10 protein-coding genes are annotated in these 12,564 nt (G+C 68.9%); 9 read left to right on the forward strand and 1 reads right to left on the reverse strand.

The features are described 5' to 3' along the window. Positions 1-98 precede the first annotated feature (98 nt). Complete coding sequence (gene dnaE / locus ABZV58_RS34295) at positions 99-3,644, reverse strand: DNA polymerase III subunit alpha (protein ID WP_355004352.1); 3,546 nt, start codon at positions 3,642-3,644, stop codon at positions 99-101. 110 nt (positions 3,645-3,754) lie between these two features. On the opposite strand from dnaE, the gene ABZV58_RS34300 reads away from it, so the two are divergent. The 9 genes from ABZV58_RS34300 to acs all read left to right on the forward strand — a co-directional run. Continuing rightward, positions 3,755-3,964 carry a hypothetical protein gene (locus ABZV58_RS34300; RefSeq protein ID WP_355004353.1) on the forward strand — a complete coding sequence of 70 codons (210 nt, stop codon included), beginning with the start codon at positions 3,755-3,757 and terminating at the stop codon, positions 3,962-3,964. Between the two features lie 8 nt (positions 3,965-3,972). Beyond that, positions 3,973-4,416 carry a hypothetical protein gene (locus ABZV58_RS34305; RefSeq protein ID WP_355004354.1) on the forward strand — a complete coding sequence of 148 codons (444 nt, stop codon included), beginning with the start codon at positions 3,973-3,975 and terminating at the stop codon, positions 4,414-4,416. 63 nt (positions 4,417-4,479) lie between these two features. Then, positions 4,480-5,679 (forward strand): histidine kinase, encoded by a 1,200-nt coding sequence (locus ABZV58_RS34310; protein ID WP_355004355.1) that lies wholly within the window; start codon positions 4,480-4,482, stop codon positions 5,677-5,679. Between the two features lie 69 nt (positions 5,680-5,748). Further along, the gene (locus ABZV58_RS34315) at positions 5,749-6,543 is read left to right on the forward strand and encodes a LytTR family DNA-binding domain-containing protein (protein WP_355004356.1); all 795 of its coding nucleotides are present in this window, start codon (positions 5,749-5,751) and stop codon (positions 6,541-6,543) included. Then, positions 6,540-6,905: a hypothetical protein gene (locus ABZV58_RS34320; protein WP_355004357.1), complete on the forward strand. Its 366-nt coding sequence runs from the start codon at positions 6,540-6,542 to the stop codon at positions 6,903-6,905. The genes ABZV58_RS34315 and ABZV58_RS34320 overlap by 4 nt, the downstream gene beginning before the upstream one ends. A 1-nt stretch (position 6,906) precedes the next feature. Further along, positions 6,907-8,652: a cation acetate symporter gene (locus tag ABZV58_RS34325; protein ID WP_355004358.1), complete on the forward strand. Its 1,746-nt coding sequence runs from the start codon at positions 6,907-6,909 to the stop codon at positions 8,650-8,652. 159 nt (positions 8,653-8,811) lie between these two features. Then, the gene (locus ABZV58_RS34330; protein WP_355004359.1) at positions 8,812-9,168 is read left to right on the forward strand and encodes a DUF485 domain-containing protein; all 357 of its coding nucleotides are present in this window, start codon (positions 8,812-8,814) and stop codon (positions 9,166-9,168) included. Then, positions 9,168-10,799, forward strand: a complete 1,632-nt coding sequence (locus ABZV58_RS34335; RefSeq protein WP_355004361.1) for a cation acetate symporter — start codon at positions 9,168-9,170, stop codon at positions 10,797-10,799. The genes ABZV58_RS34330 and ABZV58_RS34335 overlap by 1 nt, the downstream gene beginning before the upstream one ends. Positions 10,800-10,930: 131 nt before the next feature. Then, positions 10,931-12,564: acetate--CoA ligase (gene acs / locus ABZV58_RS34340; RefSeq protein WP_355004360.1), on the forward strand; the 1,634-nt coding region annotated here is incomplete at its 3' end.

A 12,564-nucleotide genomic window follows, 5' to 3' on the forward strand; every position in this document is an offset into this window, starting at 1 on the left:
CAGTCTGCCCGGACACGACGACATCGAGCGGGCGACGGCAAAACCTTTGCGAAGACCATTGTGCCGCGCCGACTCGAGTCAACGCGGCAGCGTCGGGCTCAGCTCGTCAGGCAGCTCGGGCCGAGCAGGGCCTTGAGGTCGCCGAAGAGGGCCGAGGACGGGGAGACGCGCAGGCTGTCGTCGAGTTTGAGCAAGGTGGTCTTCTCGCGGGCGCCGACGTGGCGGACGTGTACGTCGGAGGTGCCGGGGTGGCGGGAGAGGACGCGCTTGAGTTCGCCGATCTTGTCCGGGGTGCACATCCGGGTGGAGATGGTGACCGCGAGCGGTTTGGCGACGCCGATGGAGGACAGGTCGGGGACGGCGAGGTCGTTGGCGATCAACGAGATTCGGTCGTCGCGCACCGAGACGCGCGCCTTCACCAGCACCACCGCGTCCTCCACGACGTCCGCGCCGTACACCGAGTACGCCTGCGGGAAGAACAGCACCTCGATGCCACCGGTCAGGTCCTCGAGCTGGGCCGAGGCCCAGGCCAGACCGTTCTTGTTGATGCGCCGGTTCACCGAGGCGAGGATGCCGCCGATGGTGACCTGCGCGCCGTCCTTCACGTCGCCTTCGAGGATGGTGGGGATCGGGGTGTCGGCCTGCGCGGCGAGCACGTGCTCCACGCCGTTGAGCGGATGCCCGGAGACGTAGAGGCCGAGCATCTCGCGTTCCAGCGCCAGCTTGTGCTTGGACTCCCATTCCTCGTCCGGCACCGCGACATTGAACACCGAGGCCACCGACTCGTCGGCGTCCATGCCGCCGAACAGGTCGAACTGTCCGATGGCCTCGGCCTTCTTGGTGGTCATCACCGCGTCGATGGCGTCGGAGTGGATCAGCATCAGGCCCTTGCGCGGATGCCCGAGCGAGTCGAAACCGCCGGCCTTGATGAGGGATTCGGTGACCTTCTTGGTGCAGGCGATGGCGTCGATCTTGTTCAGGTAGTCGGAGAAATCGGTGAACTTCGATTTCTCCTTGCGCGCCTGGATGATCGAGGCCACCACGTTCGCGCCGACATTGCGCACCGCGCCGAGACCGAAGCGGATGTCCTTGCCCACCGAGGCGAAGTTCTGCTCGGACTCGTTGACGTCCGGCGGCAGCACCGTGATGCCGAGCCTGCGGCAGTCCGACAGGTAGACCGCCGCCTTGTCCTTGTCGTCGCCGACGGAGGTGAGCAGACCCGCCATGTATTCGGCCGGGTAGTTGGCCTTGAGATAGGCGGTCCAGAAGGAGACCAGACCGTAGCCCGCGGCGTGCGACTTGTTGAACGCGTAGCCGGCGAACGGAAGGATGGTGTCCCACAGCGCTTTCACCGCGCCCTCGGAGAACCCGTTCGCGGTCATGCCCTCGTGGAAGCCCTTGTACTCGGCCTCCAGCACCTCGAGCTTCTTCTTACCCATGGCCTTGCGCAGCGCGTCGGCCTTGCCCATGGAGTAGGAGGCGACCTTCTGCGCGATGAACATGATCTGCTCTTGATAGACGATCAGGCCGTAGGTCTCGGCGAGGATGTCCTTCAGCGGTTCCTCGAGTTCCGGATGGATCGGCTTGATCGGCTGGCGGCCGTTCTTTCGGTCGGCGTAGTCGTTGTGCGCGTTCATGCCCATCGGGCCGGGGCGGTACAGCGCGAGCACGGCGACGATGTCGTTGAACCCGGTGGGCTGCATGCGGCGCAGCAGGTCGCGCATCGGCCCGCCGTCGAGCTGGAAGACGCCGAGAGTGTCACCGCGCGAGAGCAATTCGTAGGTGGCGGGATCGTCGAGCGGCAGGTTGTCCATGTCCAGGTCGATGCCGCGATTGGCCTTGATGTTGTCCAGCGCGTCACCGATGACGGTGAGGTTGCGCAGGCCGAGGAAGTCCATCTTCAGCAGGCCGATGGCCTCGCAGGACGGGTAGTCCCAGCCGGTGATGATCGCGCCGTCCTGGGGGCGGCGCCACACCGGAATCGCGTCCATCAGCGGCTCGGAGGACATGATCACCGCGCAGGCGTGCACGCCCGCGTTGCGGATCAGGCCCTCCAGGCCGCGGGCCGTCTCGTAGATCTTGGCGACATCGGGGTTGTTGCCGATGAGCTCGCGGACCTCGGCGGCCTCCTTGTACCGCTCGTGATCGGGATCCATGATGCCCGAGAGCGGGATGTCCTTGGCCATGATCGGCGGCGGCAGCGCCTTGGAGATCTGGTCGGCGATGGCGAAACCGGGCTGGCCGAACTGAACTCGCGCCGAGTCCTTGATGGCGGCCTTCGTTTTGATGGTGCCGAAGGTGATCACCTGGGCGACCCGGTCGCTGCCCCACTTCTCGGTGGCGTATCGCACCATCTCACCGCGGCGGCGATCGTCGAAGTCGATATCGATATCGGGCGCGGAGGGGCGCTCGGGGTTCAGGAACCGCTCGAACAGCAGGCCGTGCGGAATCGGGTCGATATTGGTGATGCCGAGCGCGTAGGCCACCAGCGAACCGGCCGCCGAACCACGACCGGGGCCGACGCGGATGCCGACCTCTTTCGCGTGCGTGACGAGGTCGCCGACGACGAGGAAGTAGGCGGGAAAACCCTTCTGCCGGATGACATCGAGCTCGAAGTAGGCGCGGTCGTAGTACTCCTGCGGCACGCCGTCGGGGAACCGGCGGGCCAGCCCGCGGTCCACTTCTTTGCGCAACCACGAGTCCTGGGTCTCGCCCTCCGGCACCGGGAACACCGGCATGCGGTCCTTGAAGTTCCACACGTCGTCGTAGGACTGCACGCGCTCGCCGATGCGCACCGTGTTCTCGCACGCGCCAGGCACTTCCGCGTCCCACAGCGCGCGCATCTCGGCGGCCGACTTCAGGTAGTAGCCGTCACCGTCGAACTTGAACCGGGTCGGATCCGAGAGGGTCTTACCGGTCTGCACGCACAGCAGCGCCTCGTGGTTGGCCGACTGGTCCTTGGTCACGTAGTGACAGTCGTTGGTGGCCAAAGGCGGAATGTCGAGCTGCTTGCCGATGCGCAGCAGGCCCTCGCGGACCCGTCGCTCGATGGACAGACCGTGGTCCATCACCTCGAGGAAGAAGTTGTCCTTGCCGAAGATCTCCTGCCACTTGGCCGCGGCCTCCAGCGCCTCGCGCTCGTGGCCGAGGCGCAGCCGGGTCTGGACCTCGCCGGACGGGCAGCCGGTGGTCGCGATGATGCCCTCGGCGTACTGGGCGATGATCTCCTCGTCCATGCGCGCCCACTTACCGAGCTGTCCTTCGATGGAGGCCAGCGAGGAGAGCTTGAACAGGTTGCGCAGACCGGTCGCGGTCTCGGCGACCATCGTCATGTGGGTGTAGGCGCCCGAGCCGGAGACGTCGTCGCCCTTCTGGCTCGGGTCGCCCCACTGCACGCGCTTGGTGTCGAAGCGGGAGCCGGGCGCGATGTAGGCCTCGATGCCGATGATCGGCTTGATGTCGTGTTTCTTGGCGGAGTTGTAGAACTCGGCCGCGCCGTACATGTTGCCGTGGTCGGTCATGCCGACCGCCGTCATCCCGAGTCGCTTCGCCTCGGTGAACAGCGGAGAGATCTTGGCCGCGCCGTCGAGCATGGAGTACTCAGTGTGGTTGTGCAGGTGAACGAACGATCCGGACTCGGCCAAGACAGTCCTTCCTCCCAAGGTCTCGACGGGGGTTGGTGCACCGAGTCTAAGCGCCCCCTGCGACACGAATTCGCACCGGCACGCGCCGCCAGGATGATCATCGGCGCGTCGTGAAGAAGATCACCGGCGCGTCGCGATCGGCCGCCCAGATCGGCCGGAAAGAGCCGTCGCGAAGGCGCCCCGCCGACGAGGACGACAGCGCGCTCGCGAGCCGCGAGATCGATCGAAAGCGTGCGGAACGTGAGCTCGATCTTGGTAATCTCGCTTCCGCGTACGCAGGTCCAAGAATCCGCAACTACCTGGACGAGGTTCGAGGATGACCACCAAGATGACCAGCACGCTAGTCAAGACAGTTCCCTTGGCGGCCGCGCTGTCCGCGGCCGCGCTCGCCGTCACCGCGGCCCCCGCCGTGGCCAACGGCGGCGAGTTCACGACCGTCTACTCGCTGACCAACGGAGCGTGCCTCGCGCAGATCGACGCCTCCGTCAACGGCAACGCGTACCCGCAGTCCGCGGCCTTCACCGTCGCCTCGAACATGTGGGGCCTCGGGCCGTGCAGTGTCCCGGTGACGCTGAACTGGCGCAACACCGAGACCGGCGAGACGGGGAAGGTCACCCAGACGCCCAACGGTCCGGGCTTCTGGATGAACGACGGCAAGTCGGCGGTCTTCAGCCCGGGCGTCGGGAAATTCACCGCGACGATCACGGTCGGCGCGGCGCACCTGCCGCAGCCCGGCACGATCCAGTTCGCGGTCGCCCCGTACCAGGGCTGACCCGCACTCGTAACGGCGCGTCCATAATCGGACCATGATCGGGCGATACCTGGCCGTGGTCCGGTGACCGCGACCGTCGTCGCCGTCGTCACGGCGGCAGTGGTGGCGGGCGGCGCGCTGTTGGTGTGGCTGCGCACGCGGCGGGTGGTCACCACACCCGCCGAACGCGCCGTGCACTCGGCGCTGCACACCGCCTCGCTGGCCGCCGTGCCGCTGCGCCGCGGGCTCACCGACCAATCCGCGCGGGAGGCCGCGCCCCATTTGCGCGCGCTGACCGGCGCGGACGCGCTCGGCGTCGCGGATCCCGACGGCGAGGTGCTCGCCTGGGACGGTCCCCATGCCGATCTCGCCGAAGTCTTCGCCGACGCCGCGCGGCGGGCGGCCGCGAGCGAACGACCGGTGCTGGTGGCCGGTCCCGGGCAGGGTGAGCACGGCGCGCGGACGCTGGTCGCGCAGCCGTTGCTGATCGAGAACAGCGGCGCGGCGGGCGCGCTCGGCGTGGTCGCCAACGGCAAGCCGGGGCCAGGGCTGCTCGGCGCGCTCGCCGAGGTGGCCCGTTACGCCTGCGGCCAGCTGGAACTCGCCGACTTAGACGCTTCGCGCGCCCGGCTGGACCGCGCCGAGGTGCGCGCGCTGCGCGCCCAGATCAGTCCGCACTTCATCTACAACGCGCTCAACACCATCGCTTCGTTCGTGCGCACCGATCCGGATCGAGCGAGGGAACTCATCCTCGAGTTCGCCGACTTCACCCGCTACTCGTTCCGCGCCGCGGGGGAATTCACCGTGCTGTCCGACGAACTGCGCAACATCGAGCGCTACCTCGCGCTGGAACGGGCGCGCTTCGGCGACGCGCTACAGGTGCGGCTGCGTATCGCGCCCGAGGTGCTCGGCGTGGTGCTGCCCTTCCTCGCCCTGCAACCGCTGGTGGAGAACGCGGTGCGGCACGGCATCGCGGGCAGGCAGGGCGGCGGAACCATCGCCATCGTGGCCACCGACGCGGGCACCGACTGCCTGATCAGCGTCGAGGACGACGGCGCGGGCATGGACCCCGATCTGCTGCGCTCCGGCGCGCTCGACGCGGTCGAAACGGGTTCCGGCCCCGCGGGTTCCGGCGAATCCGCGCACGTCGGGCTGGCGAACGTGGACGACCGGCTGCGCGCGGCCTTCGGCAACGACTACGGGTTGATCGTCGAGACCGCGCCGGGCGCGGGCACCAAGGTCAGTCTGCGGGTGCCGAAGTTCCGCCCCGGCGTGCGCGCCTGACGCGACGCCGGGCCAGGTCGGGGGTATCCGAAACATCGCCGCTCACCATGCCCTTACGATGGAGCGGTTGTGACGCAGAACACCGATGGCTCGGCGGGCCCGCTGCGCGTGCTCGCCGTGGATGACGAGAAGCCCGCTCTGGACGAGCTGGTGTACCTGCTGCGCACCCAGCGCGGCGTCGGCGAGATCCACACCGCGGGCGAGGCGACCAGCGCGCTTCGGGTGCTGCGCACCCATCCGGTGGACGCGGTGTTCCTCGACATCAACATGCCCGGCCTCGACGGCATGGAGTTGGCGGGCATCCTCTCCGAGTTCGCCAACCCGCCCGCGGTGGTGTTCGTGACCGCGCACGACGACCGGGCGGTGAGCGCCTTCGACCTCGGCGCGGTGGACTATCTGCTCAAGCCACTGCGCGAGGCGCGCCTGGCCGAGGCGGTGCGGCGCATCACCCAGACGCGCGCCGCTCCCCCGCCGCCCGCGGCGCCGCGCACCGATCCGAACGAAGTGATCCCCGTAGAACTCGGCGGCGTCACCACCCTGGTGCATCGCTCCAGCGTGAGCTGGGTCGAGGCGGACGGCGACTACGCGCGCCTGCACACCAGCGCGGGCTCGCACCTGGTGCGCATCCCACTCACCGCACTCGAAACCCGCTGGGAGAACGCCGGGTTCCTGCGCGTGCACCGCTCCTACCTGGTGGCGCTGCGGTTGGTGACGGGCTTGCGCACGGTGGGCAGCGGTACGGTGGTGTGCCTGCGCGCCGAGGGCAGCGCGGCGGCGGTGGAGCTACCGGTCAGCCGCCGCCAAGTGCGCGAGCTCAAGCAGCGGCTGGTGCACGGACCGCGGCACAACTGGACCGCTCGGTGACCGGCCCGCAGCGGCCCGCGCGCCAGCGGGTGGTGCTCGCCGAGCGGCGCGGCGCGCGGCGGGTGCGCACCCGCGTGGAGGTGGCCGAGCAGACCGAGATCGGTGAGGCGTTGATCGGCGGTCTCATCCGCGCCCAGCTCGGCCTGGCGCTGCGCCTCGCGGTGGTCACGGTGCTGGCGCTCGGCGCGATTCCGCTGCTGCTCGGTATCGACGCGCTCGCCTCGGCCGTCGTGCTCGGTGTCCGGCTGCCCTGGCTATTGCTCGGTGTCACGGTGTTCCCCGCGCTGTACGTCGTCGGGCGGCTGTATATCCGTCTGTCCGAACGCAACGAGGAGGATTTCCTCGACCTGGCCGGGGACTGACGTGGGCGCGCCCGCCCTGACCCTCGCGGCGCTGCTGCTCGCCGCGTTCGCCACCGTGGCGATCGGCGCCTACGGTGTGCGGCTGGCGCGCACCACCTCCGATTTCCTCGTCGCCTCGCGCAGCGTCGGCCCCGGGTGGAACGCCGCGGCGATCTCCGGCGAATACCTCTCGGCCGCTTCGTTTCTCGGTGTCGCGGGGCTGATCGCCAAGTACGGCGCCGACGCGCTGTGGTACCCGGTCGGATTCACCGCGGGCTATCTGGCGCTGCTGCTGTTCGTCGCGGCGCCGCTGCGCCGCTCCGGGGCCTACACGGTGCCGGATTTCGCCGAATTCCGGCTCGGCTCGGTGCGTTTGCGCAAGTTGGCCGCGGTCGTGGTGGTGCTGGTGTGCGCGGTCTATCTGATCCCGCAGTTCCAAGGGGCCGGGTTGACGCTGCGGATTCTGCTCGGCGTGCCCAGCTGGGTCGGGGCCGTCGCGGTCGGCGCCATCGTCATCGCCAATGTCACCGGCGGCGGGATGCGGTCGATCACGCTGGTCCAGGCGTTCCAATACTGGCTGAAGTTCACCGCGGTCGCGCTGCCCGCCCTGGTGCTGCTCGGTCATTTCCTGGCGCAGGACCGCGAGCTCGGCACGGCCGCGCCGCCGATCGTCACCGAGCGCACCACGGTGGACGTCACCACCGACGTGGTGGTGCAGGTCGGTGTCGGCCAACAGGTCTCGATCACGGGCACGGTGGACGGCCGCCGCGTCGACGGCCCGGTGGCGTTGACGCCCGGCGAACACGAACTGGCCGCGGGCACCGAGATGGTGCTCGAATCCGGTTCCGCGGTCCCGGTGGTCGCGGGTGCTCCGGCCGACGGCGCGAGCTGGTTGTCGCCCGGCGGCGGCTTCGGCGGCTCGCACCCGACCTACCAAGTGTATTCGCTGATCATCGCCACTTTCCTCGGCACCATGGGGTTGCCGCACGTGCTGGTGCGCTTCTACACCAATCCCGACGGCCGGGCCGCGCGCGCCACCGCGCTCGCCGTCATCGGTCTGGTCGGCACGTTCTACCTGTTCCCGATCCTGCTCGGGGTGTTCGCGCGGCTGTACGTGCCGCAGTTGCTGATCACCGGGACCTCCGATGCGGCGGTGCTGTTGCTGCCCGGTTCGGTGCTCGGCGGATTGCCCGGGCAACTGCTGGCGGCGCTGGCGGCGGCGGGCGCGATCGCCGCGTTCCTCTCGACGTCCTCCGGCCTGCTGGTCAGCATCGCTGGTGTGCTCAGCACGGACATGCTGCGCGGCCGGATCCGGGACTTCCGGATGGCGGCGCTGGCGGCGGGCACTGTGCCGCTCGCGCTGTCGCTCACCGTCGCCTCGCTCGACCTTTCCCGCACGGTCGCCCTGGCCTTCTCGGTGGCCGCGTCGACGCTGTGTCCGCTGCTGGTGCTGGGCATCTGGTGGCGCGGGCTGACCGCGAAGGGCGCCGGAGCGGGCCTGATCGCGGGCGGTCTCGTCGCGGGCGGGGCGACGGCGGTGTCGGTGCTCGGCGGCGCGTCCGAGGCGGTGGCCGACGGATGGCTCGCCGCGATCCTCGGCTATCCCGCGGCGATCAGCGTGCCGCTGGCCTTCCTGACGATGATTCTGGTGAGCAAGCTGACGCGGGGCCAAACTCCGCGCACGGTGCGACGGATCTTCGTGCGCATGCACGCGCCGGAACGGCTCGGCATGGGCGCCGACCGCGAGCGCGGACTGCGCGCGGGCTGACCGCCGAGCCGTTCGGCCGCCGACCGTTCGTCGCGCCGAGCCGACCGTTCACCGCACAGATCCCCGCCTTCACAGAGTGACCTGCGCCACAACGCATATCGGAGCTCGGCGCGGTCTACCTTCACCGCAGTAATCCACGTCACAAGCTAGGACGCTCCGATGACAAGTATCGACCTCGACGGCACCAAGCCACCGCGCGCGCCGAGCGCCGAGGACTTCGCGGCCGTGCAGGCCAGTCCGCAATTCCAGGAGCTGCGCAACCGACTGCGCCGTTTCGTGTTCCCGATGACGGCGCTGTTCCTGGTCTGGTACCTCAGCTACGTCCTGCTCGGCGCGTACGCGCACGACTTCATGGCGAGCAAGGTCGTCGGCGATATCAACGTCGGGCTGCTGCTCGGTCTCGGCCAGTTCGTGTCCACCTTCGTGATCACCGCGCTCTACGTCCGCTTCGCCAACAAGGAACTGGATCCGCGTGCCGCGTCCATCCGCGACTACCTGGAGGGTGAGCGGGCATGATGACGCAGTACCTCGCCGCCGACACGGTCGGCAATCCCATCGCGAACATCGCCATCTTCGGCCTGTTCGTGGCCGTCACGATGGTGGTGGTGATCAGGGCCAGCCGCAACAACGCCAGCGCCGCGGACTACTTCACCGGCGGACGTGGCTTCTCCGGCCCGCAGAACGGCATCGCCATCGCGGGCGACTACCTTTCGGCAGCAAGCTTTCTCGGCATCGCGGGCGCTATCGCCGTGTACGGCTACGACGGCTTCTTGTACTCCATCGGATTCCTGGTGGCCTGGCTGGTCGCGCTGCTGATGGTGGCCGAAATGCTCAGGAACACCGGCAAATTCACCATGGCCGACGTGCTGAGCTTCCGGCTGCGGGAACGGCCGGTGCGCACCGCCGCGGCGCTGTCCACGCTGACCGTCTCGCTGTTCTACCTGCTGGCGCAGATGGCGGGCGCAGGCGGCTTGGTCGCGCTGCTGCTCGACATCGACGACCGCGCCGGACAGTCGGTGGTGATCGCCGTGGTCGGCGTGCTGATGATCGTCTACGTGCTGGTCGGCGGCATGAAGGGCACGACGTGGGTGCAGATCATCAAGGCGGTGCTGCTCATCACCGGCGCCGCGCTGATGACCGTGATGGTGCTGGCCAAGTTCGGGTTCAACTTCTCCGACATCCTCGGCTCGGCGCAGCAGATGGTCTCCGATTCCACCAACAAGGCCGTCGCCTCGCGTGACGTGCTCGCCCCCGGCGCGCAGTACGGCGCGAACGAGACCTCCAAGCTGAACTTCGTCTCCCTCGGCTTGGCCCTCGTGCTCGGCACCGCGGGCCTGCCGCACGTGCTGATGCGCTTCTACACCGTGCCGACCGCCAAGGAGGCCCGCCGCTCGGTGGTGTGGGCGATCGCCCTGATCGGCGCGTTCTACCTGTTCACGCTGGTGCTCGGCTACGGTGCGGCCGCGATCGTCGGCCCGGACCGCATCCTCGCCGCCGCGGGCGGCCAGAATTCGGCGGCGCCGCTGCTTGCCTTCGAACTGGGCGGTGTGGTGCTGCTCGGCATCATCTCCGCGGTCGCCTTCGCCACCATCCTCGCGGTGGTCGCGGGGCTCACCATCACCGCGGCGGCCTCGTTCGCGCACGACATCTACGGCAGCGTGCTCGAGCGCGGCAAGGCGGACGAGTCAGCGCAGGTGCGAGTTTCGCGCATCACCGCGGTGGTGATCGGCGTGCTCGCCATCGGCCTCGGCATCCTGGCCAACGGGCAGAACATCGCGTTCCTGGTGGCACTGGCCTTCGCGGTCGCCGCGGCGGCGAACCTGCCGACGATCGTGTATTCGCTGTTCTGGCGGCGGTTCAACACCACCGGCGCGCTGTGGAGTATGTACGGCGGCCTGATCTCGACCATCGTGCTCATCGTGTTCTCGCCCGCGGTGTCGGGCAGCAAGAGCGCCATGCTGCCCGGCTCGGATTTCGACTGGTTCCCCCTGTCGAATCCCGGAATCGTCTCCATCCCTCTGGCATTCGCGCTCGGCGTGATCGGCACCCTCGTCGGCGGCCGCACACCGGAGAACCCCGCGAAGGCCGCCGAGATGGAGGTTCGCTCGCTCACCGGAGTGGGCGCGGAGAAGGCGGTCGTGCACTGACCTTCTGGTCCCGTCCCGCCGGGACCACCGCAGGACTCGCCGCAACGGCGCGGCGCCCGTCGGGTCCCGGCAACACCGGGGCCCGACACCTGCCCCGTTGCCGCTCAGGCTTTTTTGATTGGAGATGTAACTTGACCAGCGCCACCACCGAACCCGGCACCGCGATCCCCGTGGTCTACCCGCCCGGCGCCGAGTTCGCCGCCGCGGCGAACGCCGACGCCTCGCTGTACCGGGCCGCCGACGATCGCGACGCGTTCTGGGCCGAGCAGGCCGAGCGACTGCACTGGCATCGCAAGTGGAACCGGGTGCTGGACTGGAGCGACGCTCCCGTGGCCAAGTGGTTCGACGGGGGCGAGCTCAACGTCGCCTACAACTGCGTGGACCGTCACGTCCTCGATGGTCACGGCGACCAGGTCGCCATCCACTGGGAAGGCGAACCGGGCGACTCCCGCGACATCACCTACGCCGAACTGCTCGCCGATGTCTGCCGGGCGGCGAACTATCTCACCGAACTCGGCCTGCGGGCGGGTGACCGGGTGGCCATCTACATGCCGATGGTGCCCGAGGCGATCGTCTCGATGCTCGCCTGCGCGCGGCTCGGGCTGACCCACTCGGTGGTGTTCGCGGGCTTCTCACCCACCGCCCTGCGCCAGCGCGTCGACGACGCGGGCGCGCGACTGGTGATCACGACCGACGGGCAGTGGCGGCGCGGGGCCGCCGCCCCACTCAAGGCCGCGGTCGACGAGGCGCTCGCCGACGGGGATTCCAGCGCGGAACACGTGCTGGTGGTGCGCCGCACGAACATCGAGGTCCCCTGGACCGAGGGTCGCGACCTGTGGTGGCACGAGACCGTCGCCCAAGCCTCGACCGAACACGAACCCCAGCCCTTCGACGCCGAGCACCCGCTGTTCATCCTCTACACCTCCGGCACCACCGGAAAACCCAAAGGCATCCTGCACACCTCCGGCGGCTACCTCACCCAAACCTCCTACACCCACCACTACGTCTTCGACCACAAACCAGGACAAGACGTCTACTGGTGCACCGCCGACATCGGCTGGGTCACCGGCCACAGCTACATCGTCTACGGGCCCCTGTCCAACCGCGCCACCCAGGTCATCTACGAAGGCACCCCCAACTCCCCCACCGAGCACCGGCACTTCGAGATCATCGAAAAGTACAGCGTCACCATCTATTACACCGCGCCGACCCTGGTGCGCACGTTCATGAAATGGGGGCGCGAGATCCCCGACGCGCACGACCTTTCCTCGCTGCGACTTCTCGGCTCGGTCGGTGAGCCGATCAACCCGGAGGCCTGGCGCTGGTACCGCGAGGTCGTCGGCGCGAACGCCACACCCATCGTGGACACCTGGTGGCAGACCGAGACCGGCGCCATCATGATCTCCCCGCTGCCCGGCGTCACCGCCGCCAAACCCGGCGCCGCGATGACCCCGCTGCCCGGCATCTCCGCGCAGGTCGTCGACGACGACGGCACCGGCCTCGAGCGCGGCCGCTCCGGTCTCCTGGTGCTGGACCAGCCGTGGCCGTCCATGCTGCGCGGGATCTGGGGCGACATGGACCGGTTCCGCGAAACCTATTGGGCACGTTTCGCTGCCGACGGCTGGTACTTCGCCGGTGACGGCGCGAAGGTGGACGAGGACGGGGCGCTCTGGGTGCTCGGCCGGGTCGACGACGTCATGAACGTCTCCGGCCACCGCATCTCCACCGCCGAAGTCGAATCCGCCCTCGTCGGACACTCCGGCGT

Source organism: Nocardia sp. NPDC004654, from assembly GCF_040609595.1.
Taxonomy (GTDB): Bacteria; Actinomycetota; Actinomycetes; order Mycobacteriales; family Mycobacteriaceae; genus Nocardia.

Bases quoted from the DNA above. Each gene is read 5' to 3' on its own strand.
- ABZV58_RS34305 (WP_355004354.1), top strand. From the start codon at position 3,973: ATGACCAGCACGCTAGTCAAGACAGTTCCCTTGGCGGCCGCGCTGTCC.
- ABZV58_RS34330 (WP_355004359.1), top strand. From the start codon at position 8,812: ATGACAAGTATCGACCTCGACGGCACCAAGCCACCGCGCGCGCCGAGC.
- ABZV58_RS34335 (WP_355004361.1), top strand. From the start codon at position 9,168: ATGACGCAGTACCTCGCCGCCGACACGGTCGGCAATCCCATCGCGAAC.